Origin of the sequence: Loktanella sp. 3ANDIMAR09 (assembly GCF_001420005.1) — a bacterium.
In the GTDB taxonomy this organism is placed as follows: domain Bacteria; phylum Pseudomonadota; class Alphaproteobacteria; order Rhodobacterales; family Rhodobacteraceae; genus Loktanella.
Map to the genome: position 1 here is coordinate 313767 of NZ_LJAK01000001.1, position 22243 is coordinate 336009.

The 22243-nt window shown below is 61.2% G+C and carries 24 protein-coding genes and 2 tRNA genes; 8 read left to right on the forward strand and 18 right to left on the reverse strand.

What is annotated here, in order from left to right; all coding sequences use genetic code 11:
* Positions 1-47: 47 nt before the first annotated feature.
* Positions 48-1025, forward strand: coding sequence for an FUSC family protein (locus tag AN189_RS01595; RefSeq protein WP_056029964.1), 978 nt, complete (start codon positions 48-50; stop codon positions 1023-1025).
* Here AN189_RS01595 and AN189_RS01600 read toward each other — a convergent pair.
* From AN189_RS01600 to tsaD, 3 genes are read right to left on the reverse strand one after another with little or no spacing between them, the layout of a single operon-like run.
* Positions 1010-1432, reverse strand: a complete 423-nt coding sequence (locus tag AN189_RS01600; RefSeq protein WP_056029967.1) for an EVE domain-containing protein — start codon at positions 1430-1432, stop codon at positions 1010-1012. The two genes, AN189_RS01595 and AN189_RS01600, sit on opposite strands and share 16 nt — an antisense overlap.
* A gap of 1 nt (position 1433) precedes the next feature.
* Positions 1434-2381 (reverse strand): NAD(P)H-dependent glycerol-3-phosphate dehydrogenase, encoded by a 948-nt coding sequence (locus AN189_RS01605; protein WP_056029970.1) that lies wholly within the window; start codon positions 2379-2381, stop codon positions 1434-1436.
* Positions 2378-3472, reverse strand: coding sequence for a tRNA (adenosine(37)-N6)-threonylcarbamoyltransferase complex transferase subunit TsaD (gene tsaD / locus AN189_RS01610; RefSeq protein WP_056029973.1), 1095 nt, complete (start codon positions 3470-3472; stop codon positions 2378-2380). The genes AN189_RS01605 and tsaD overlap by 4 nt, the downstream gene beginning before the upstream one ends.
* Before the next feature lie 69 nt (positions 3473-3541).
* On the opposite strand from tsaD, the gene AN189_RS01615 reads away from it, so the two are divergent.
* From AN189_RS01615 to AN189_RS01630, 4 genes are all read left to right on the forward strand, one after another.
* Positions 3542-4243, forward strand: coding sequence for a uroporphyrinogen-III synthase (locus AN189_RS01615; RefSeq protein WP_056029976.1), 702 nt, complete (start codon positions 3542-3544; stop codon positions 4241-4243).
* A 130-nt stretch (positions 4244-4373) separates the two neighbouring features.
* Entirely contained in the window at positions 4374-5456 is a 1083-nt protein-coding gene (locus AN189_RS01620) for a COG4223 family protein (RefSeq protein ID WP_172794832.1), read from the forward strand.
* A gap of 11 nt (positions 5457-5467) precedes the next feature.
* On the forward strand, positions 5468-6925 hold the full coding sequence (locus tag AN189_RS01625; RefSeq protein WP_056029980.1) for a heme biosynthesis protein HemY: 1458 nt from the start codon (positions 5468-5470) through the stop codon (positions 6923-6925).
* Between the two features lie 43 nt (positions 6926-6968).
* Positions 6969-7044, forward strand: a tRNA-Thr gene (locus AN189_RS01630).
* 59 nt (positions 7045-7103) lie between these two features.
* On the opposite strand, the gene AN189_RS01635 is transcribed toward AN189_RS01630, so the two are convergent.
* Positions 7104-9410 (reverse strand): glycosyltransferase family 2 protein, encoded by a 2307-nt coding sequence (locus AN189_RS01635; protein WP_172794833.1) that lies wholly within the window; start codon positions 9408-9410, stop codon positions 7104-7106.
* 184 nt (positions 9411-9594) lie between these two features.
* On the opposite strand from AN189_RS01635, the gene AN189_RS01640 reads away from it, so the two are divergent.
* Positions 9595-10239, forward strand: a complete 645-nt coding sequence (locus tag AN189_RS01640; protein WP_157057344.1) for a hypothetical protein — start codon at positions 9595-9597, stop codon at positions 10237-10239.
* Here the strand turns inward: AN189_RS01640 and AN189_RS01645 are convergent, their stop codons facing one another.
* The 8 genes from AN189_RS01645 to pyk form a co-directional block, all read right to left on the reverse strand.
* Positions 10240-10683 (reverse strand): ASCH domain-containing protein, encoded by a 444-nt coding sequence (locus tag AN189_RS01645; RefSeq protein ID WP_056029988.1) that lies wholly within the window; start codon positions 10681-10683, stop codon positions 10240-10242. It lies immediately after the preceding gene.
* Between the two features lie 46 nt (positions 10684-10729).
* A complete protein-coding gene (locus AN189_RS01650; RefSeq protein WP_056029993.1) occupies positions 10730-11125 on the reverse strand; it encodes a hypothetical protein in 396 nt (131 codons plus the stop codon).
* On the reverse strand, positions 11122-12195 hold the full coding sequence (gene pheS, locus AN189_RS01655; RefSeq protein ID WP_056029994.1) for a phenylalanine--tRNA ligase subunit alpha: 1074 nt from the start codon (positions 12193-12195) through the stop codon (positions 11122-11124). The genes AN189_RS01650 and pheS overlap by 4 nt, the downstream gene beginning before the upstream one ends.
* A gap of 91 nt (positions 12196-12286) precedes the next feature.
* Complete coding sequence (locus tag AN189_RS01660) at positions 12287-13396, reverse strand: Hint domain-containing protein (protein ID WP_172794834.1); 1110 nt, start codon at positions 13394-13396, stop codon at positions 12287-12289.
* Positions 13397-13746: 350 nt separating this feature from the next.
* Positions 13747-14109: a 50S ribosomal protein L20 gene (gene rplT, locus AN189_RS01665; RefSeq protein ID WP_056029998.1), complete on the reverse strand. Its 363-nt coding sequence runs from the start codon at positions 14107-14109 to the stop codon at positions 13747-13749.
* 15 nt (positions 14110-14124) lie between these two features.
* Positions 14125-14325 carry a 50S ribosomal protein L35 gene (gene rpmI / locus AN189_RS01670; protein WP_056030690.1) on the reverse strand — a complete coding sequence of 67 codons (201 nt, stop codon included), beginning with the start codon at positions 14323-14325 and terminating at the stop codon, positions 14125-14127.
* 109 nt (positions 14326-14434) lie between these two features.
* The gene (locus AN189_RS01675) at positions 14435-14659 is read right to left on the reverse strand and encodes a hypothetical protein (protein ID WP_056030001.1); all 225 of its coding nucleotides are present in this window, start codon (positions 14657-14659) and stop codon (positions 14435-14437) included.
* A gap of 36 nt (positions 14660-14695) precedes the next feature.
* Positions 14696-16141: a pyruvate kinase gene (pyk, locus tag AN189_RS01680; protein ID WP_056030004.1), complete on the reverse strand. Its 1446-nt coding sequence runs from the start codon at positions 16139-16141 to the stop codon at positions 14696-14698.
* Between the two features lie 126 nt (positions 16142-16267).
* On the opposite strand from pyk, the gene AN189_RS01685 reads away from it, so the two are divergent.
* The gene (locus AN189_RS01685) at positions 16268-17005 is read left to right on the forward strand and encodes an N-formylglutamate amidohydrolase (RefSeq protein ID WP_056030692.1); all 738 of its coding nucleotides are present in this window, start codon (positions 16268-16270) and stop codon (positions 17003-17005) included.
* 14 nt (positions 17006-17019) lie between these two features.
* Entirely contained in the window at positions 17020-17316 is a 297-nt protein-coding gene (locus AN189_RS01690; protein ID WP_056030695.1) for a DUF1244 domain-containing protein, read from the forward strand.
* A gap of 52 nt (positions 17317-17368) precedes the next feature.
* On the opposite strand, the gene AN189_RS19655 is transcribed toward AN189_RS01690, so the two are convergent.
* The 6 genes from AN189_RS19655 to AN189_RS01715 form a co-directional block, all read right to left on the reverse strand.
* On the reverse strand, positions 17369-17503 hold the full coding sequence (locus tag AN189_RS19655) for a hypothetical protein (protein WP_256212353.1): 135 nt from the start codon (positions 17501-17503) through the stop codon (positions 17369-17371).
* Between the two features lie 211 nt (positions 17504-17714).
* A tRNA-Pro gene (locus tag AN189_RS01695) sits at positions 17715-17791 on the reverse strand.
* Between the two features lie 42 nt (positions 17792-17833).
* Entirely contained in the window at positions 17834-18892 is a 1059-nt protein-coding gene (locus tag AN189_RS01700; RefSeq protein WP_056030007.1) for a DMT family transporter, read from the reverse strand.
* A gap of 198 nt (positions 18893-19090) precedes the next feature.
* Entirely contained in the window at positions 19091-20197 is a 1107-nt protein-coding gene (leuB, locus tag AN189_RS01705) for a 3-isopropylmalate dehydrogenase (protein ID WP_056030010.1), read from the reverse strand.
* Positions 20198-20260: 63 nt separating this feature from the next.
* The gene (locus tag AN189_RS01710; RefSeq protein WP_367379427.1) at positions 20261-21211 is read right to left on the reverse strand and encodes an endonuclease/exonuclease/phosphatase family protein; all 951 of its coding nucleotides are present in this window, start codon (positions 21209-21211) and stop codon (positions 20261-20263) included.
* A gap of 65 nt (positions 21212-21276) precedes the next feature.
* Positions 21277-22116 carry a hypothetical protein gene (locus AN189_RS01715; protein ID WP_056030013.1) on the reverse strand — a complete coding sequence of 280 codons (840 nt, stop codon included), beginning with the start codon at positions 22114-22116 and terminating at the stop codon, positions 21277-21279.
* Between the last annotated feature and the right edge of the window lie 127 nt (positions 22117-22243).

Genomic DNA, 22243 nt, shown 5'->3' on the forward strand with positions numbered 1-22243 from the left:
CCGCGCCATTTAGCATGCCACAGCGTCCAGCGGGGTGACCAAAGGTGATGAAGGCTCTGTTGAACTGGCTTGTCGAGGATGGCGAGCCGATGCCGTGGCGATCCGTGGCTGTCACGACCGCGGCGGTGGCGGGGCCCGCGTTGGTTGCCGTGCCGTTGATCGGCAGTCCGGGGGCCATCGCATTCATGGCGGGACTGTCGGCGCATCTGGCTGCGCGGGATCGCGGGATCGGACCGGCCGCGGTCGTGACGCTGGTCCTGATGATGTCGGGGCTGTTGGTTCTGGGGGCACCGGTCATGGCGTTGATCCTTGCCCCGTGCCTTGCGGTGATGATCGGGATCGGCGGGACGCGCGGCATGGCGCAACCGGGAATGCGGGCGCTGATTGTCTGGACCATCTTTACCAGCCCGATCCTGCCAGATGACCGGGATGCCCTCTTGGCGGCCATATTCATCGGCGGCATGATCTGGGCGCTGGCGATCACATGGTGGTTCGAAGAGGATGCGACTGGCGACGGGGAAACAGCGCAAAGCCACCGTTATGCGCTGATCTTCGGGGTGGGTCTGGGGATCGGTCTGATGCTGTCTGTCTACGTCGGCGGTCGGTATTTCGGTGAACACGGATTCTGGTTTCCGCTGACCTTTGTCGTGCTGTGCGTTCCGCCGCACGGCAACCTGTTTTCCAAGACCCTGCGCCGCACGTTAGGCACGGTTCTGGGCACAGCAATTGCCATCGCGGTCGCCGCAATATCCGAAGAGATGTGGTTGACCGTCGCCGTCGGCATGATCGCGCTGCCGGTCGCGTTCCGGTTCTTGCCGCGCAATTACACGCTGTTCACGACCTTTCTGACGGTTGCCGTGCTGGAAATTCTGGCGCTTGTTTCGCAGGTCAGCGTGTTGGCGGTCGAACGTCTGGTCACAATGGCCGCGGCCGCAGCGATGACGGTGGTGCTGGGCGTGCTGGGCATCATCGTGCTGCGGTTGGTCAAACCGGATGCGCTGCGCGCGCTTCAGTCCGGGGAATGACCCGCAAGATCAAGGATGATCTGCCATTCTGCATCACTGACGGGTTGCACGGACAGGCGCGAATTCCTGACCAGAACCATGTCGGACAGGCGATCATCGCTCTTGATCTGATCCAGCGTGACGGGACGCGGCAGCCGTTTCAACGCGCGCACATCGACGCATTCCCATTTGCCATCCTGCGCCGTGCTGTCGGGGTGGGCCTTGGCGATGACCTCGACGATGCCGACGATTTCCAGCCCGGTCCGCGAGTGATAGAAAAACCCGGTATCGCCGATTGCCATTTCGCGCATGATGTTGCGGGCCTGATAATTGCGCACGCCGTCCCATTCACTGCCAGCCCGACCCAAGGCCGTCAGGTGATCCCAGCCAAACACGTCGGGTTCCGATTTGAACAGCCAGTGGGCCATGTCATTCCTCCTTGAGTGGGCGGGATAACAGTGTCTGCAATGCGGTTTCGACACTGATTTTCTGGGCACAAAGGGCTGCCACGATGGTGCAGACCGGCAGGTCGATGCCCCGCGCCTGACCCAGGTCCGTGACCGCGACCGAGGTGGCGGACCCTTCGACCGTGGCAGTCGCATCGATCCGGTCACAAGCACCAAGGGCAAGGCCCCGACGATAGTTTCGCGACAGCGTCGAGGTGCAGGTCAGTGCCAGATCACCCAGACCGGATAGCCCGGTCAGCGTTTGCGGATCGGCCCCCAGCGCCTCTGCCAGTCTTTGCATTTCGGCAAAACCGCGGGTCATCAACGCAGCACGGGCGCTGTCACCCAGTCCCGCCCCAATCGCGACGCCGCAGGCAATGGCGATCACGTTTTTCAAGGCACCGCCCAATTCGGCACCGATCGTGTCGGTGGTGCGATACAGCCGCAGATTGCCCGTCGAGAGTGTCTGTTGCAACGCGCGACCAGCCGTATCGTCGGCACAGGCCAGCGTCAGTGCGGTCGGCAGGCCAGCCGCGATATCGTCGGCAAAGGATGGCCCCGTCAGGATCGCTGCCGTGGCATCGGGTAGCGTGGCGGAAATGCTGGCGACCGGTCCCGTCAGGGTTTCAAGGTCGATCCCCTTGCAGCAGGCCACGATCCGCTTGGTGGCCAGGTGATGTTTGTGTGTCTCTAGCACGCCACGCAGGCTCTGTGCGGGGACGGCCATCAGGACGCATTCCGCTGTCTGTAGCTGCGTTGCGTCATCGGTGATCAGCACGTTGGCGGGAATTGCCACGTCCAGTTTCGGACTGCGGCGGGTCTGTTCCATGTCCCGCAGGTCACGCGCCAGCAGCGTCACCCCCCGCCCGTCCCGTGCCAGCGAAATCGCCAGCGCCGTGCCGAATGCGCCCGCCCCCACGACAGCGATCATGCCTTTGCCCCCTTCTTGCCCGATCCCAGCATCGCTGGCGCGGTGTCATCCAGCGGCCAGCGTGGTCGTGCACCCAGCGTCAGATCATCGTGTTCGCCCGCTGCAAAACGCGTCAGCCCGGCGTAGGCGATCATGGCAGCGTTGTCGGTGCACAGCGCCAGCGGTGGGGCCAGAAACGCCGTGTTGCGTTGCGCGCACAGGTCAGTCAGCGCGGTGCGGATCGCCATGTTCGCAGCGACCCCGCCCGCAACGGCAAGCGTGGGTGTGGCCGGGTTCAGCGCCAGATACAGGTCCAGCGCGCGTGCGGTTTTCGCCGCCAGCACATCCGTCACCGCCGCCTGAAATCCGGCGGCAAGGTCAGCCTGATCTGTCCGGCTGAGTGTCTGTTCCGGCCCGATCACGCCGTCACGTGCCCGCAAAAGGGCGGTTTTCAACCCGGAAAAGGACATGTCGCAGTCATCCCGATCCAGCAAAGGGCGCGGCAGTTTGAACCGTTTGGGATCACCCGTTTTCGCCGCGGCCTCGACCGAAGGACCGCCGGGTTGCGGCAGGGCCAGCAAGCGGGCGGTCTTGTCGAATGCCTCGCCCGGGGCGTCGTCGATGGTGCCGCCGATCCGTTCGAAACGGTCGCGGTCATGCGCGATCAGGAACTGGCAATGTCCGCCGGACACCAGCAGCATCAGATATGGAAACGGCACCGCGTCGGTCAGGCGCGGCGTCAGTGCGTGACCTGCCAGATGATTGACCCCGATCAATGGCAGGCCGGTGGCAGCGGCCAGACCCTTGGCGCACATCACGCCGGACAGCACGCCGCCGATCAGGCCGGGACCTGCTGTTACGGCAATGGCGTCGCAGTCCATCAGGGCCAGCCCTGCATCCGAGAGTGCGTCAGCGACGCAATGGTCGACCTTTTCCGCGTGGGCGCGGGCGGCAATTTCGGGCACGACACCGCCAAAATCGGCGTGCAGGGCGGTTTGACCAAAGACGATGGACGATAGCACGGTCGCGTCATTGGCCGTGCCGCGCACCACGGCGGCGGCGGTATCATCGCAGCTGCTCTCGATGCCGAGGATCGTCAGGGGTCGGGACATGGGGTGCCTGTTGCGCTTGGTCCGGTCGCAGGTAACACTTGGCAGCGGTTCTCACAATAACGGCGCGCCATGGCCCCCATTCTGATCATCAGCCGTCCTGCGCCAAAGGGGGCTTCCTTTGTGGCGCAGCTGACTGCCATGCTGGACCGGCAGCCCGGCGTGATCATGGCACCCGCCTTTGACATCGTGCCGACCGGTGCACCTGTGCCAGAGAATGGCGCTGTGATCTTTACGTCGGCGAACGCGGTCGGCTTTGCGCCGCATGGGATGGGACGCACGGCATGGTGTGTCGGGCAGGCCACGGCACATGAGGCGCAGGCGCAGGGCTATCGCACGCAGGTGGCAGAGGGGGACGCCGCCGCGTTGATCGCGCTGATCCTGTCGCAGCGTCCGACCGGTCCGCTATGGCACCTGGCGGGCGCGCACCGTCGTGGTGATGTGGGCGAAACGCTGCGCGAAGCGGGCCTGACCTGCGAAACGGTTGTGCTTTATCGTCAGGTTCCGCTGCCACCGCCGGATCGGCTGTTGCATGCGGCAGCAGGGAACGTCCCGCTGATCGCGCCGGTATTTTCGCCGCGTTCTGCCGACATACTGGCGTTGCCGGATCGCATCGCCCCGCTATTTGTTGTTGCAATGAGTGATGCGGTCGCTGCTGCGGTGTCGGTCCATCGACCTGATCGGGTCGTGGTGGCCGCAGCGCCCGACACCCCGCATATGCTGGGGGCAACCCGCGCGCTTTGGTCCGAAATTGCCGCTACCGGCAACGCTTGAGACCCGGGGCGTAGCAGGCTAACGTCGATGGGTGGCAGATTGCCGCGCGTTTCGAAGAACGAAGGGGAATGATGTGGCGAAAACACCGGCAAAGGGAAAATCCCTCGATCCCACATCAGCGACGACAGCCATGCCGCCCCCTTCGATTCCTGCGCCGCAAACGGAACGTCCCGCAACCCAAGTGGACGCGCCAGTCGCCGTGGCGGAACAGCCCCGACAGGCGGAAACCGCGCCGACCCCGCAGCCGCAGCACACCGAAAAGCGGCGTCCGATTTTCCTGCCCATGGCGATGGGCGGGTTGGTTGCGGGTCTGATCGGCTACGGGATTGCCTGGACGCAAGCCGGAATGGTGGCACCTGTTGTCGGTGGTGATGACAGCGTTCAGGTGCAGATCGATGCGCTGCGCGACGACATCGCAGCGCTGCCCGCCGCTGCACCTGCCCCAGACATGACGGGTCTGGAACAGACAGTTACTGATCTGCAGGCCGAACTGACCGCGTTGCAGGACCAATTCGCGGCCCTGCCCACGGGTGCTGCCGACCCCGCCGCACCCATGGTTGATGAGGCGGCGCAGGATGCGGCTGTGCAGGCCCTCAGCCAGCAGATCGCGGACCAGACCGCAGCGTTGCAGGCGCAGCGCGACGAGCTTCAATCCCAGCTAGAGGCCATCCGGGCCGAGGCTGAGACCATTCAGGCAAACGCGATTGCAGGCGCGCGCACGGAAACCGCACGTGCCGCATTGGCCCGTATACAGGGCGCTGTCGAAAGCGGCGCACCGATGGCTGCCGTTCTCGGTGATCTGGGGGAGGCGCTGGATGGGCCGGTGCCCGATGCTTTGTCAGCCGTCGCAGAAGAGGGTGTTCCGACCATGGAAACCCTGCGCGAAACCTACCCCGAGGCGGCCCGCGCAGCGCTGCAAGCTGCCCGCCAATCCGGCGAAGGCACGGAAACGGACGGGGGTCTGGGCGGCTTTCTGCGGAGCCAGTTGAACGTGCGGTCCACGGCCCCAAGAGAGGGCACATCCGCCGATGCCATCCTGAGCCGGGCAGAAGCGGCACTGCAGAGCGGGCGCCTGAATGACGCCCTGGCCGAGGTTCAGACATTGCCCGAAACGCCGCGCGCCGCGATGACCGACTGGATCACGCTGGCCGAACAGCGTGCCGCTGCCATTGACGCCGTCGAACAGCTCGACACCAACCTGACCGCCAATTGAGGGCCTGACACATGATTTCGACACTCCTTAAAATCGCGGTCTTTGTTGCCATTGTTCTGGGTCTGACCTGGGGCGCGGTGCGACTGTTGGACATGCAGGGCGGCGCGATCCTGTCGATCGGCGGATACGAGGTGGCATTGAGCGCGCTTCAGATGGTCGTCGCCTTGCTGGCGCTGGTCGTGCTGGTTTGGATCGGGCTGAAATTGATCAAGCTTTTGGTCGCGGTGTTCCGTTTCCTCAACGGTGATCAGACCGCGATTTCGCGCCATTTCGACCGCAACCGCGAACGCAAGGGGTTCGAGGCCCTGTCAGAAGGTCTGTTCGCACTGGCAGGCGGCGAAGGTCACCTGGCGATGGCCAAGGCCAAACGTGCGGACAAGTACCTGAACCGTCCCGACCTGACCACGCTTCTCAAGGCGCAGGCCGCCGAGATGACCGGTGACACCCGCACCGCCGAAGAAAGCTATCGCGCGCTGGTGGCCAAGGACGAAACCCGGTTTGTCGGTGTGCGCGGACTGATGCAGCAAAAGCTGGCGGCGGGCGATACCGAGACCGCCCTGGGGCTTGCCCGCAAGGCGTTCGAGATCAAACCACAGCACGAGGGGGTCCAGGACACCCTGCTAAAGCTGCAGGCCGAAAAGGCAGACTGGGCCGGTGCCCGCGAAACGCTGGGGGCCAAACTGAAATCGGGTGCGCTGCCGCGTGATGTGCACAAGCGCCGTGATGCCGTTCTTGCCCTGTCAGAGGCCAGAGACATCATGGACGAAGGTCAGGACATGAAGGCGCGCGAAGCGGCGATCGAGGCCAACCGGCTGTCGCCCGATCTGGTGCCCGCCGCGATCATGGCCGCACGGGCGCATCTGGAAAAATCAGAGCCGCGCAAGGCCGCCAAGATCCTGACGAAAACCTGGGGCGTGACACCGCATCCCGATATCGCCGCGGCATTTGCCGAAATCGCGCCGGATGAAACACCGCAGGAACGTCTCAAACGCTTCCGTGCCCTGACCAAGCAGAAACCGGATCATCCTGAAACGCGGATGCTTTTGGCAGAACTGAATATCGCGGCAGAGGATTTTCCGGCTGCCAAGCGCGCCTTGGGCCATCTGGTGACCGACGATCCGACGGGGCGCAGCCTGACACTGATGGCCGCAATCGGACGCGGAGAAGGGTCCGACGATGCGGTGGTGCGCGGTTGGCTGACACGTGCGCTGACGGCGCCGCGCGGTCCGCAGTGGATCTGCGACAATTGTCAGCATATCCACGCGTCCTGGGGGCCGGTCTGCGATAATTGCGCGGCCTTTGATACGCTGGCCTGGAAACGCCCGCCTGCAGGCGAGGTGGCCATGCCGACAGGCACGGAAATGCTGCCGCTGATCGTTGGTCAAAAGCCGGCAGAAGCCAATCAGGTCGCCGTCAGCGACGCAGAGGTGCTCGACCCGCTGCCTGCACCTGCCTCGGACAAAAAATAGGTCTTTCCTGACCGCCCATGGGGTGCTAGATCGCACCCCGGATGCCGCATTAGCTCAGTCGGTAGAGCACATCATTCGTAATGATGGGGTCGGGGGTTCGAATCCCTCATGCGGCACCACATCCCTGCATTTCAGATCGACCGCGCTGGTCTGTGACGGCCTTGGCGCTAATGGAACCTTAGCGAAATAGCTGTGCCGCCCATCTGACGGGCTGCGTCAGCCGCATGGATTTGCTGCGCATGACTGCGCTGTATCGGGCGCGCAGTCGGCTGATCGAACGGTCTTTTTCCTTTAGCGTGCGGCGCAACCTCGCAATTTCTTGCCGCAGGCGCTGTGGCTCGCCCCCTTCGATGCCACTGAAATAGGCCGCGACGATCAACTGATCCAGCAGGTCCGGCGGAATGCTTGCTGCGGTGTCGGCACAAGATTTCGCGGCCTCTTCGATCCAACGATCCCTTGGCAGGTCCAGACGCGCCGCCAGATCGGGGTCGCGGGCACTGTCGCAGAATGACGTGACGATGCGCACGCGTTCCGCGGCAGAAAAGATCGGGGCGGCCGTGCCCAAGTCGGGGGCAAGCCGATAGAAGTCATGCAGAATGGTCTGCCGGTCGCGAATGTTCGGCACGAGGACGTTGACCAGTTCCGCCAACCGAAGGTGTTGATCATCGACGGATGGGTATATTGGGCCGTCGGTCAAAGACAGCCCGTCCGCGACATGCCCCAATCCGCAGATGTCCATAAACCCGACAACAGGGTTTTCGCCATTTGAAGTGGCTTGCTCAAGTGACGTAAGGCGCAGATGTTTGTCGCATGCCTTCTCGATGACAGCGACGAGATTGCCGAAATCCAACTGGCGTTCATTGTTCAGCAGATACTCGGATGGTGTGATGTTCCCGGTGTTCAATCCAGTGCTGACCAGTTCCCGGTAATAGCTCTCGAACCAGCGGTCGGGACGGCGATAAAACAAGACCGGTGTGACATCACCCAGCGATCCCATAGCGGCAACGAATTGCTGGATGACGGCCTCGCGTCTGGATTGGTCGGCATTTGGCGCGCTCAGATTTTCGACTGAGAGGACAATGGTATTGCAACCAGTTGCATCGGCTTCGGCCGCGATTTGATCGACGTAAGCCAAATCGCCTGTCGTGATCGCGGACAGCAACCTGTCGTGGCCGGGCATGCCATGCAGGCGCGTCGCCGTATCGCTGCCGCGTGCGCCCAGACCAGCCTTGGGGAACAGCACTCCTTGTGTGGCCAGATAGTCCTTGTTTTGGTCCAGCTGGTACTGGATCGCGGTGGATGCTGTCTTGTGCAGACCGAAATGAACGATAACCCGGCGGTTACCGCGTTTCGGCTTGGGCGATTGCGCTGCCACGGCGTCGGCCTTGGATTGCACGATCCGGGACAAGATGTTTTCGACCAAAGTCAGATTGCGGTCCAGCATCGCCGCATAGAGCGCCACCATGTCGTCCCGTGTCACCAGCATGCCCCCGGTTTTGACGCTGGTGAAACGACGATGGTCCGGTCCGAAATGGCGCCGGATTTCACGTTCGGTCGGCGCAATATCCCGGATCACCGCCAGGTAGCGATCCTGCAATTCGCGGCGCTGGTCGCTGCTCAAGTCGTCAGTCACACCGCGCAGAACCGAAGGCGACCCACGTGAAATGATTTCGAACCCTTGGCCCATCATTTCCATCAGCATAAAATCCCGTGAAATCGGGTTTGCAAAAGTGGACCATTTCCGCACAGATTTCTCGAAACTGGCAATGCGCATGTTGCGTGCGTCAAAATCAGGGCGGGTCGTCGTGATCGAATTGGCGCGCCTGCGCCAGACGTGCGTCGGCTTTCCCATGATTGCGATACTTTTTGCCGCCAGCAGGGCGTCGATGACGAATAACCGATCTTCGAATTTTCTCTGTGTAGGATCAAACCTCAGATTGTGCCGTGAAATCAGGTCAGCTCGGTAGATGAAACTCCAGCAAAATGGGGCATCGAAACTGGCCTTGATGGCCGCGTTGCCATGGAACGTTCCTGCATTGTCCGGACCAAATGTCTTGCGTTCCTGTTCCAAGACATGACCGGACAGCCTGTTCAAACTGGTTTGTATTGTTTGCCCGTGTGTCATGTCTGCGCCGCTGGCGATTGCATGGTCCAGCATCTGGCGCAGACCCAGATGCGTATAAAAATCGTCGGCGTCCAGAAATGCGATGTATCTGCCACGGGCGGCATCCAGCCCAAGGTTCCGCGCGCTGGGCAGGCCTGAATTGCACGCGGCATGGATGACCCGCACGAAACCCGGCAGGTTCAAACCATCAAAAAAAGCCTGATCAAAGTGATCGGGATTGTCGTTGACGACGATCACCTCAATCCCTTTGATGTCCTGAGCGACGATGGATTTGATCGTTGTCGGCAGAAAAACGACCTCGTCGTAAAATGGAATGATGACGGACAGGACAGGCTGAGCGGCATCGCGGTGCATCAGCATGGACAGCTCCTTTGCATGCGCGGCATTTGACAGACATGTCCGGAATAACGACCCGCCCGCAAAAATGAAAGCGACGGCAAATTGCATCACGCCATGCGGGTTGCTGCCGATCTGTGCAGATTGCTATCGCATAACCGCGGTCTTGTGCTCTAAGAGGTCGGCAGAACCAGCAGGAGCCTTGCGGATGCGTCGGACTGTCATTTCATTCTTGGTGTTCATGTCTGCCACGCCCACGATCGCGGAAACCTACGCGATGATGCTGGGAAACAGGCAGATCGGGACGCTGGAAACCAATGGGGCCAGCCTGCAATCAACGCTGAACAACACGCCGCTGGGTGTGGCTGACGGCACGTTTCAGGCGTCGGTGACCAGGGTGCAACTGCCCGACGGCAGTATCGCCGAGCAGTATCTGGGCGTGAACCGCGGCGGCAAGACGCGCGATATTTCTGTCATCCGCCAGAATGGCCGCGTGGCTGATGTGACAGTGGTCCCTGCCAATGACGCCACTGATCTGAGCGCACCTGACACTGTGCCTGCGGATGTTCTATTCCCGTCAGAGCTGTTTGCCCGGCTGGAACGGGCCGGTGGTTGTCCTGCCCCGCTACAGATGTATGACGGGCGCCGTCTGGTGGCGATTTCCACGGCCAGCACCGCGACCGAAAACGGCCAGACGGTCTGCGACATGGATTACCGCGTCGCGGCTGGCAAAGGGCATTTGTCACCATTCAACTTTAAATCGCTGAACATGCAGCTGGCCTATGCGGACGGCGCATTAGCCCGGGTGACTGTGTCGGCAGGTGGGTTCGACGTGTCGATGCTCCGGCAGTAGTTACAGGCTGCGGCCGTCCAGATCCTCGACCAGTTCAAAGAACTCAAACACCAGCGGCATGTCGTCGGACCAACCACCGTTGCGCTTGAAATAATGGGTCTTTTCCGCGCGCCAGCCGTCTAGGGTGTAGCTGCTGCTCTCGGCCTCGGCCATGTCCAGCGTCACGTCGCAGAACCGCACGTGTTCGACCCGTGTGGTGCGCAGAACCAGCGCGGGGGAGCCGCCCCAGTTCGCCGCAATGTCGCAACGCCCCACGACGGGCATGGCGTCGGGGTCGTCCTTGAAGTCGCGGAAGGGGGCGCAATTCGCCGATTTCTCGCCGCGCCGGACAAGATCGATCTGCTGCTGGCATTCCGCCTTGGAATTGCCGAATCGAAACGTGCCCGCACCGGGATAAATGTCGTTGAGGTCGACAATGGCGTCGTAGTCGTCGTCGCTGGTCATATAAAGTTCCTGAAACTGAATCTTGAGTGTACGTTCTATTAGCCAGTTACGTACTTGGCCCTAGGATCCATGCGGTAATAACAGCGATTGTTACCGACACGACAATCGTAATCATGTTCTGCTTCAACACTTCAAGTTGTCGCTTAATCCAGCTTGACCGATGTTCACAAAGGAACGCTGCTCCTTTCGGAGTGAGCTTAAAATCGAAGAGCAGATCGTTTAATGGACTTCGAGCCAAGATTAGCCCTTCATCAAGCATTAATTGCAGATAAAAGTCGCGTGCAGCCTCGTCTATTGGAAGCTTTGCATTTGGTGTTCTTATGTCACCGTCAGCAATTATTCCATCTTTTTCGTAAAACACTCTACCGTGACGATCCGCGTGCTTCAGCGAAAACCTAAGCAGCTTGAGAACATTTTGCTCAATTACGGCAGCTGAAATCACCGCGATAACCCGCCCCGCAGGGTCGGCACGTCCAGCGCGCTGAACCCGTAGTGGCGCAGCCAGCGCAGGTCGGAATCGAAGAACGCGCGCAGGTCGGGGATGCCGTATTTCAGCATCGCGATGCGGTCGATGCCCATGCCGAATGCAAAGCCCTGCCACTGTGCCGGATCGACGCCAGCGGCCTGCAGCACCTTGGGGTGGACCATGCCGGAGCCGAGGATTTCAAGCCAATCGTCGCCCTCGCCGACCTTGAGCGTGCCGCCTTCCCATGAACAGCGGATATCGACCTCTGCCGAGGGTTCGGTGAAAGGAAAGTGCGAGGCGCGGAAGCGAATATCGACGTTATCCACCTCGAAATAGGCCTTTACGAATTCTTCGAGCACCCATTTCAGGTTCGCCATCGAGATGTCGCGGTCGATGGCGAGGCCTTCGATCTGGTGGAACATCGGTGTGTGCGTTTGATCATAGTCGGCGCGGTACACGCGGCCGGGGCAGATGATGCGTGTGGGGGCGCCAGATGCCTCCATGCTGCGGATCTGCACGGGGCTGGTGTGGGTGCGCAGCACGGCGGGGGGGCGATTGTCGCCTTCGGCGCGGGACATATAGAATGTGTCCATCTCGGCACGCGCCGGGTGATGGCCGGGGATGTTCAGCGCGTCAAAGTTATACCAGTCGGATTCGATCTGCGGACCTTCGGCGACGGCGAAACCCATATCTGCGAAAATCGCGGTGACCTCTTCGGTGACCTGGCTGATGGGGTGGATGGTGCCCTTGCGCTGGTGCCGGGTGGGCAGCGTCACATCCAGCCATTCGGTCTGTAGCCGGGCGTTCAAGGCCGCATCGCTGAGGGCGGCCTTTTTCGCGATGAGGGCGCTGTTGATTTCGTCCTTGAGGGCGTTGAGCGCGGGACCTGCCGTCTGGCGTTCCTCTGGCGTCATCTTGCCCAGTTCGCGCATCTGAAGGCTGATTTCACCCTTTTTGCCAAGCGCCTGCACGCGCAATGCTTCGAGCGTGGATTCGTCGCCTGCACCGGAAATCAGCTCCAGGTATTTCGCTTTCAGATCGGTCATGTTCGGTCCTTCCGGTGGTGGGCCTGTGCTATATCCTGCCAAGGCATGACGCAAGGTGGCCGAAAATCACCGGTTGGAGATTGTGGTCGGGCTAGCGCGTCGGCGGTTTGGATGTTTCCATGTACCGACTTGACTTGATCTTGTGCAGCGCGCGGGGCCTCGCGTCGGTCGGACGCTTGGGGGTTGGTTTGCACTTGGGTGGGCCTGCCAGAATGTTGCACAAGACGCGCCCCTCGAAGGCGCGCAGGGTCGGCAGGCTTGTCTGGTAATCTGTGGGCGCCAGGTCGCTGGACCGAAGTTGCGGAAAAACCAATGCGATCTCTTGGCGGAGTGCGGGACGCATGCTGGTGGACAAAAGATCACCCAGAAACAGGCTTTCGGCTTCGACACCGTTGGCCAACAGGGTGATGTGCTCTTTGCACAGGATGTGGTGATAGGTCACTGTGGTGAGGTCGGTTGCAAAGCTGGCCATGTAGCCGACCAGTGAAACGGCAGGAACGAAACAATCGACATGGCCGTACAACACTTCGGTTGCGGGATGGCGGATAGCGACGCGGTGTTGTTGCGATACGATCAGGTCACGAAAGGGGGCCCTGCCAGCCATCGCCTCGCTGCTGATCCGTACGGGCACCAGTTTTTGGTAATGCGCCTCACACAGGGCGTCGAGGTGAATGGTTTTGGCACCTGCCCACAGCACCGTGTGGTTTCTGCCCTGTGTATCCAGAACGGTGTCGCCGGGCTGAATGTCCTCGATCGCCCGGTTGCCGCTGGGCGTGGTAATCCGCGTGCCCGCAAGAAAGCAGGGCACAAAGTCAGGCAGGATAAGGTCGGCATCCGGGTCGATGTTGAACGACACATTGATCAGGGAAAGTGGCGGCAACCCTTCAGGGACATAGAAATAGATTTGTTCATCGACTTCGAATATCGAAATGGGCCGCGGAAAGAGTTCGATCCCCAGCACGCTGATCAATGAGACACTGCCGCTGCCGATGTAATTGATCGTCGATTCCTCGGTCGATCCGTCCAAGAGAAATCGCGCGATGCCATTATCTGCGGAATTCAGGATGCCGTCGGCATCGTTGATGGTTGCGCCCAGTGGCGATCCGACCCCGTTCAGGACGTTGATGTTGGTAATACCGCCAAGGTTGAGTGATGCCAGTGTCCCGTTGTAGGGACGTACGGTGATTGCAGAAGCACCCATGACCATTCTCCTTACAATGTCGCTGAACACGACCCAAGGAAAGTCTAGCGCGCTTGGGGCAAGGTCTGTCCAGACACAACCTTGACGCGATTAGTCCACAAATTTGAACTAGTCGTAAAAACCTTTACGTTACGGAAGGTTAAGTAATTGTTTCCCAAATGGAAACTGATCACGAATTGTCGATGACAATCCACTGCCTCAAATTAGTGCAAAAAAGAGCGTGTTTTCCCGTCGCGACAGAGGGAAAACGAATCCTTTTGAGAATATTCATCATTCAAAATCGGGTATCAAAAACGAACAAAGCCGCCCCGATCTGGGGCGGCTTTGCTGATTGTATCGGATGCTCCGGCTCAGGCGGCCAGTGCGTCCTTTGCTTTGTTCACGATCGCCTCGAATGCCTGCGGCTCGTTCACGGCCAGGTCGGCCAGAACCTTGCGGTCGACTTCGATGCCGGCCAGCGACAGGCCGTTGATGAACCGCGAGTAGGTCATCTGTTCGTCGATCGCGCGCACACCGGCGTTGATACGCTGGATCCACAGGCTGCGGAAATTGCGCTTGCGGTTGTGACGGTCGCGGGTTGCATACTGCTGCGCCTTGTCGACGGCCTGCGTCGCGACCTTGAAGGTCGTGGAACGGCGGTCGTAGTAACCCTTGGCTTTATCAAGGATCTTTTTGTGGCGACGGTGGGTGACGGGTCCGGATTTAACGCGCATGGTTGGTCCTCCTGATCAGCGTGCGTAGGGCATCATCGGCTTGATGATCTTCTCATCAGCCTTTGCGAGAACCGTGGTGCCACGGGCGTCGCGGATGAACTTCGTGCTTCGCTTGATCATGCCGTGGCGCTTGCCGGCCTGACCTGCCTTGATCCGGCCAGAGGCCGTGATCTTGAACCGCTTCTTGCAGCTCGATTTCGTCTTCATCTTCGGCATTTCCATCTCCTTATCGGGTGGTTGGACGCGCGACTCGGCATGCCATTCGGGCCGGACGCGCGGTAAGAGCGGGCCTTGTAGGACGGTGTTCAGGGTTTGGCAAGCGGGTTTAGAGGCCGAAACCCGCCAGAACCCGCATCACGACATCCGGCAAGGTTTCAAAGGTGTAGGCCCCGGGTCGCTGACGCACCGCGTATCCAATCATGACAGCGGCAAGCATGATGATCAGGGCAGGTGCGCGCGGCACCCGCCCATCAACCATCGCTGAAATGATTGCCGGGATCGACAATATCCCGAAAACGACGCCGCCCAGAAAAATCAGGTCGGTATCCATGTTTCATCCTCAATAAAATAACTGCAATGCCGCAGACTATTCTGTATCGGAGCTGTGAATCAATCGTTCTTGGCAAGGGGCGACGCGCAGGATGTTCGTCGATCCCGGCGTATTGAAGGGCACACCGGCCGTGACGACGATCATGTCGTCCTCGGTTGCCATGCCTTCATGCAGCGATGCACGCACCGCTTCGATGACGGCATCCTTGAACCGGTCGACCTGACCACTCAGCACGCTGTTGATCCCCCACATCAGGCAAAGCTGACGCGCGGTGGTGATGTGATTGGTCAGCGCCAGGATCGGAACGCGTGGGCGTTCGCGCGCCACCAATGCTGCCGTGCTGCCTGTCTGCGAATAGCAACAGATCGCCTTGATGTCGGATTTTTCCGCGATTTCGCGCGCGGCGGCCACGATACCGTCAGCAACAGAGCTGCCAGAGGTTTTGCGGCTGCTTTCGATGATTTCTGTATAGGTGGGGTCAGCCTCGACCTCGACCGCAACGTTGTCCATCGTGGTAACCGCCTCAATCGGGAACGAACCAGCGGCGGATTCCGCGGACAACATGATCGCGTCGGACCCTTCGTAGATGGCGGTGGCGACGTCGGATACCTCTGCGCGGGTCGGCATCGGGGAATCGATCATCGATTCCAGCATCTGCGTCGCGACGATGACCGGTTTGGCGGCGGCGCGGCATTTGCGCACCAGCTGTTTCTGGATCGGCGGCACGTTCTGCACAGGCAGTTCGACCCCCAGATCGCCACGGGCGACCATGATGCCGTCGCTGACCGCAAGGATATCGTCGAAGTTTTTGACGGCAGCGGGTTTTTCGATCTTGGACAGAATCTTGGCCCGGCCTTTGCACAGTGCGCGCGCCTCTTCTACGTCAGAAGGCCGCTGGACGAACGACAGGGCCAGCCAGTCAACGCCCAGATCGCAGACGAATTCCAGATCCTTGCGGTCCTTGTCCGACAGCGCGGCCAGTGGCAGGACCACGTCAGGCACGTTTACGCCCTTGCGGTTGGAAATCATGCCGCCAACCAGAACCTCGGTATCAGCGAAATCGCGGCCACAGTCTTTGACCCGCAGCTTGATCTTGCCATCGTTGACCAGCAGGTGGCTACCGGGTTCCAGCGCGTCAAAGATTTCCTTGTGCGGCAGCTTTACGCGTGTCGCATCGCCGTCCTCATCCTTGAGGTCCAGACGGAAGGATGCGCCGACCTCCAGCATTTCTTCGCCATTGGCAAAAACGCCAACCCGCAGTTTCGGACCCTGAAGGTCAGCGAGGATACCGATGGGGGAACCCATGTCCTTTTCGATCTTGCGGATCGTGGCATGGCGCACGCGGATCTCGTCGTGGCTGCCGTGCGACATGTTCAGGCGGAACACGTCGGCACCGGCCTCGTGCAGCTTGCGGATCATTTCATAGTCGTCCGACGCGGGCCCGAGGGTGGCGACGATCTTGACGTTGCGATTACGTTTCATGTGTTGGTCCTTTTCACCGGCGGTGAGACGGGCGTTAGCGGTAACGCACCAGTTGGGGCGGTTATTGCGCAATTCCCTTCGCGCTACAACTAGACTAGGTGGGGTGACGAAAAAATGACGGTGCACATGACACAAGAATCCTACGAAATCGTCGGTGCGGACCGGCCCGGACGCTGGATCGTGACCTGCGACCACGCAACCAATATTGTCCCCGACTGGATCAATGGCGGTGACCTGGGGCTGCCAGCGGCGGATATGAACCGGCATATCGCCTATGATATCGGGGCCGAGGGTGTCGCAAACGGGTTGGCGGCCGCGCTGGACAGTCCGATGATCGCCACACGGTTTTCGCGACTGGTGATCGACCCCAACCGGGGTGAACAGGACCCCACGCTGCTGATGCGGCTGTATGACGGCACGGTTATCCCGGCCAACCGTGCAGCGGACAGCGCCGATCTGACCCAGCGGCTGGAACGGCTCTATCGGCCCTATCATGCGGCGGTCGCAGATCTGGTCAGTCAGCGCGACAATCCGGTGTTCTGCGCCATCCATAGCTTTACGCCACAGCTCAAGGGGCGCGCGCCGCGACCTTGGGAAGTTGCGATCCTTTATGCCGATGATGCGCGGTTGGCAGCCCCATTGGTGCAGGCCTGCCGTGATGCCGGTTGGGTCACCGGCGACAACCAGCCCTATTCGGGCAATCTGCCGGGCGACAGCGTGGATCGCCATGCGCACCAGCATGGCATTCCCAACATTCTGATCGAGTTGCGGCACGATCTGATTGCCACGCCGCAGGATCAGGCGTTGTGGGCCGGACGCCTCGCCCCCATCTTGGAACAGGTATTGGCCGACACCGGCCTATGACAGGAGGATCGACGATGGATGACGCAACCCGCACTGAAATCGAAGCGGCTGCCTTTCGGCGGTTGCAGCAGCACCTGATGCAGGACCGGCCAGACGCGCAGAATATCGACATGATGAATCTGGCGGGATTTTGCCGCAACTGCCTGTCCCGCTGGTATCAGGAGGCCGCGAACGAGCGGGGTATCCCGATGACCAAGGAAGAAGGCCGCGAGGCGTTCTACGGGATGCCGTTCGATGAATGGAAAGCGAAACACCAGACAGAGGCAAGCCCGGCGGCGCAGGCAGCCTTTGCAGACAGCCACAAGGACTGAACGTGAAAAGGGCGGCCACCGGGGCCGCCCTTTTTTCGCGATGGTCGGGGGATCAGTCCTTGGACTTGTCCGCGCCCTCTTCGTTCTTCAGCTCGTGATGAACCGCCTCTTCGGGGCGTTCCTTCTGACGTTCGGTTGCCTCGACGGCCTTGTTGTCACCGGTCAGGTTGCTGTTCGTCGCACTCATGTCATTCTCCTCTTGGTGTTCGTTAGCTCAACGCGGGGGAACGGTTCAGGGTTCCATATTGGTCGGAAACGGACCGGCAGGCGGTCGGCATGACCGGTATTGCGGCCACATCCAGGGCCCGTGACAGGATGACGACATCGGACATGCGTCAACGACGGACGATTGTCCGCTGCGACATGCCATGGTGCGACTGCTTGCAAATTTTGTGATCTGGTCGGGCTGAGAGGATTCGAACCTCCGACCCCCTGCTCCCGAAGCAGGTGCGCTACCAGGCTGCGCTACAGCCCGACCGTGGCGGCGTCGTAAACCCGCCACGGCCGTTTGACAAGACTATTCCGTGTCCTTGCGCCGCGGTTCCGCCACGGGCGGAACACGGCCCGGCAATCCACGCAGATGGGGTTTGGGGCGGGCCGAGGGTGCATTGGGCGGCACCACGCGCGGGGAATCCTGATGCGGTTCCATTTCGCGCGGGCGCGGGCGCAGGAATGTGCCCGTCTCGAACCGCAGGCGCATCCGCAGGTTCGGTGTGCCACTGTTGTCAGACCGGCTTTCGCGCAGGACGATGTACAGGCCACTGGCGATGATGATCGCCGCACCTAGAACGGTGCCGCCATCCGGCACCTCGTCAAAGAACAGCGCACCGAAAATCGCGGCCCAGATGATCTGGCTATACTGCATGGGGGCGACAATCACGGCCTCGCCTTGCTTGTAGGCACCGATCACCAGCAGGCCGGCGACAAAGGCAAAGGCGGAAATCACGAACAACATGCCCATATGTTCGACCGGCATCGGTTCATAGACGAACCCGAGCGCGGCCCCCATGACGACAAAGTTGCCCGCCATCGGATACAGCATCAACACGACGGGGCGTTCGTCTGCCCCGATCTTGCGCACGATCAGACCTGTCAGCGCGGCCCCGAATGCCCCCAGCAATGCGGCGGCGTGACCCAGTTCCAGCGTCGTGCTGCCGGGCCGCAGCACCACCATCACACCGGCAAGGCCCACCAGAACCGCCATCCAGCGGCGCAGGCGCACCTGTTCGCCCAGGATCGGAATCGCTAGAATGGTGATCAGCAGCGGCGTGGCGAACAGGATCGCATAGACCTGTGCCAGCGGCAGCACGGAAAAGGCGTAGAACACGCAAAACCCGGTGACGACGGCAGCCACGGTCCGCAGGGCCATCCAGTAGGGGTGTTTTGGCAAAAGCGTGCCGGGTGTGGCGTCCTGCATCAGCTGAAAGGTCGCCAGCGGGAACGACAAAAGCACCGAAAAGAACACGATCTGGATCGGCGAATAATCCGCTCCAAGGATCTTGATGAAAACATCGTGCGTGGAAAAGATCGCATAGGCTGCCAGCGCCAGCAGCGCGCCTTTTGCATTCGGTGCCATGATAATGTCCTGCCTTGGAAAAGCGTCAGTTCGACGGATGCGCGTTGATTTAACGCGCGTCAAGTCCCGAGGCCGATCCGCGACAGCCTGTTTTTCGGCTGCTCATTTACGCGCCAGCCGGGGCCGCCTGCGCTGCCACGGGCGCAAAAAAGGATGGCCCCGCTGCAAGAGCGGAGCCATTCTGATCGTTGGTCTGAATTACAGGCTGGCGTCGAGCGCGGCCAGAATCCGGTCACCCATCTGTGTGGTGCTGATGGGCGAACCGCCCTCCGGGCCCAGCAGATCGGCGGTGCGTGCACCGTCGGCCAGCACGGTCTCGACCGCTGCTTCGAGGCGGTCGGCCTCTGCGCCCGCATCAAAGCTGTAGCGCAGCGCCATGGCGAACGACAGGATGCAGGCGATGGGGTTGGCCTTGCCCTGACCTGCGATGTCGGGGGCGGAACCGTGCACCGGTTCGTACAACGCCTTGGGGCGGCCGTTCGCCATGGGCAGACCCAGAGAGGCAGAGGGCAACATGCCCAGCGAACCGGTCAGCATGGCGGCTGCGTCCGACAGCAGGTCGCCGAACAGGTTGTCCGTGACGATCACGTCGAACTGCTTGGGGTTGCGCACCAGCTGCATGGCCCCGTTGTCGGCATACATGTGCGACAGTTCCACGTCGCTGTATTCTTTTTCGTGGACTTCGGTCACGACCTGACGCCACAGCACGCCGGATTCCATCACGTTGGCCTTTTCCATCGAACAGACCTTGTTGCCGCGACGGCGGGCCAGCTCGAACGCGGACCGCGCGACGCGGGCGATTTCGGATTCCGTGTAACGCTGGGTGTTGATGCCGACGCGCTCGTTGCCTTCGGTGTGGATGCCGCGCGGTTCGCCGAAATAGACACCAGAGGTCAGTTCGCGGACGATCATGATGTCGAGACCGGCGACGATATCACGCTTGAGCGACGAGAAATCCGCCAGCGCATCGAAACACTGCGCGGGGCGCAGGTTGGAAAACAGGTCCATTTCCTTGCGCAGGCGCAGCAGGCCGCGTTCGGGCTTCAGGCTGAAATCCAGATCGTCGTATTGCGGGCCACCAACGGCACCCAGCAGAACGGCGTCGACCTCTTGGGCGCGCGCCATCGTGTCGTCGTGCAGCGGTGTGCCGTGCTTGTCATAGGCGCAACCGCCGACCAGGTCCTCGGACACATCAAAGGGCATGTCGCGCTTGTCGCCATACCAGGTGATGATGCGTTTCACCTCGTCCATGACTTCGGGGCCGATGCCGTCACCGGCAAGGATCAAGAGAGAGGGGTTCGACATGTCAGCGGTCCTTGTGACTAAAGGTTTGGGCGTGGCGTAAACCCAAGGACCGCCGGGATCAAGTCAGCGTGCAATATCCACCCAGACCATCCGGTGCGGTCCGGCGACCGCGATAGCCTGGGCAAGGGGATCATCGCCCGCAGGCCAGACGACGCCCGCACCTGTTACCGACCAGGTCACGGCGGGCAGAACATAGGACACGCGCAGATTGCCGGGGCCGTCATCTGGCCAGTCGGCGGTGTCCAGCGCGGGATCGCCGGCATGGTCCGGGTCGGCTGCTGCCAGCCCACCGGGACTGTCCGGTGCGGGGTCGATGATGCGCGGATCGGCCAGAAAGGTCTGCATCGCCGCGCGATACCCGGCCCCGTCAGCGGGGTCGAGGTTGGCATTGCCGAGGATGATGAAATCCTGCGGTGCATCGTGATCGAGGATATGGGTCCATAACCGCAACTCGTCCCGGTTGCGCAGGCCGTTGCGATCCTCGGGCCCGTCGAAAACGGGCGGTGTCGCGCTGTAGGTCATCAATGTCACAGGCCCGCCGGGTGCTGCGATCGGCACGATCCAGTGACCTGTCGAGGACAGGCGCTGCACGGCCATGATGTCTGCTGACCCCAGCGGCCCCTCGGGCAGGGTCGCCCCCGGCAGGTCGCGCCACAGCATCGCGGACAGGTCCTGCACATCATCTGCGATGATCGGATACCGCGACAGGATCGCAAGACCGCTGTCACCCGGAAACCGGCCATAGCCCTGCGCGTCGCGCGCCTCGCCCAATGTGCTGTTCCCATCAAGGTCCAGACCCGTCGGCAGGCCCGTATTGGGTGCAAGAGCAAAGCCATGCGGATAATTCAGGCGCCGGGCGAGTGCCGCGAGCGTCAGACCGTCGTGGTCGTGGTCGACGTCCGTCAGCAGCAGAATATCGGCATTCGTGTCCAGCACGATGGCAGAAACCGCATCAATCTGGGGGTCGTCGCGTCCCAGATCGCGCAGCAGCAACCCCGGCCCGTCGCGGCCCAAGGGGGCGGCAAAGGTGGCGATGCGCAGTGGTTCCGACTGGGCAGCCGTGGCCGCCAGCCACAGGATCAGACCGGCAGCAAACCGTTGGCAGCAGCGGCGGCGTATGCGCGTTTGCGCTGGGCATGGATCATCTGCGCCACGCGCGACAACGCGATCCCGCGCATCAACAAACTCGAAGGCAAGAATGCCCATGCGGCCACCATCCAGATCAGGGTCTGCGGATCGTTCAGCGCGATCGGTGTGGCATAGATCGTGATCAGCTTGCCAATCGCCGGGATCAGGAATGGCAGCAGAAAGCCTAAGATAAGGTTAATCTGGCTGTCGCGGTTCAGGCGCACCACGACATCATCGCCTGCGGTCGGGTCGAACATTGGCAGATTGATCCAGACGTTGAAACTGTCGGTCCGCCGCGGCCAGCGTTTCACGCGCAGCATTACGATGAACGTCGCAATGGACAGCAGCGACACAACATAGGCCAGACCTGCGGCGACGCGCAGTGTTTCCATGACATGGGCGGGCGTGTCGTCCGTCATCATCAGCTGGATCAGGCGCACGGGCGAAAACGGCACGTCCATGGCGTTGCCGACCTGTTGTCCGATGACTTGCAACAGCATTGTCAGGGTCGAGGGTGCCTCTGCGCCGCGCATGATCAGCGACAGGGTCAGAACGGTTACGAACAATGCGGCAAAACGCAAACGGTTGAATGGGGGCGCGCTGCGGAATTCGATAAAGCTGGGGCTGGCGGAACTGTATTCGACGACCGTGAAAATCGCGGCAAAGATGGCGACGAGGGCGACAATAGCCGAATTGCCACCTGCGGGCTGCGGTAGAAACAGCGTCGGCGTCGCAATCAGCGCCAATACGCACAAAGCGCGCGCGCACGCCTTTAGCAGGGTCGTGTTCATCGACTGCTCGTCCTTGTTACGGCCAGGGGCGATACGATGCCGACCCTTTGTTCCGTTTCCCGCAAATGTGGCGGGCTGCCTCTTGATTGCCATAATTCTGCCCCTTTCATCCCGGTCGCACAAGCGC